The 483-nt window shown below is 64.6% G+C and carries 1 pseudogene; it reads left to right on the top strand.

Features of this window, described 5'->3' with window-relative positions:
- Positions 1-426 (top strand): annotated as a pseudogene (locus H2509_RS00010) (hypothetical protein); the annotation flags it as partial.
- Positions 427-483 lie beyond the last annotated feature (57 nt).

A 483-nucleotide genomic window follows, 5' to 3' on the forward strand; every position in this document is an offset into this window, starting at 1 on the left:
TTCACCGGCTTAACGGGGAGGCAAGCCATGGCCGATGGCTACAACTTCGCTGCGGATTTACTCACCACCTGGCGCTCGACGGCGGACTGGGTGAAAGCCATGGGCGTCACTGCCTTCGGCATTACCACCATTACGCTCGTTACCGCATGGCTGGATTATCGCCTGCGCCGCTACCAGCTCACCCTCGCCGACAAGCACCACGCGCCGCCTGCTGAGGCGGCTATCTCCTTTTCCCCTCACCCGGCGCTAACGCGCCGACCTCTCACCCAACCGGGGTGTTCCCCGGTTGGGCAACTGGAAAGCCGAAGTCGGAAACATCCGACTTCGGATGGGAGAGGTGAAGTCCCACATGGGAAAGGTGAAGAGTGCGGGGGGGCCGCCCTTCCGGAAATGGTCGGTCGCTCCGGCTGGGGAGCTGCTGATTGAAGCCGGCGGCGCCTCCTGCGCCCCCTCTCCCGATCGGGAGAGGGTTGGGGTGAGGGG

Origin of the sequence: Stappia albiluteola, from assembly GCF_014050225.1 — a bacterium.
Taxonomy (GTDB): Bacteria; Pseudomonadota; Alphaproteobacteria; order Rhizobiales; family Stappiaceae; genus Hongsoonwoonella; species Hongsoonwoonella albiluteola.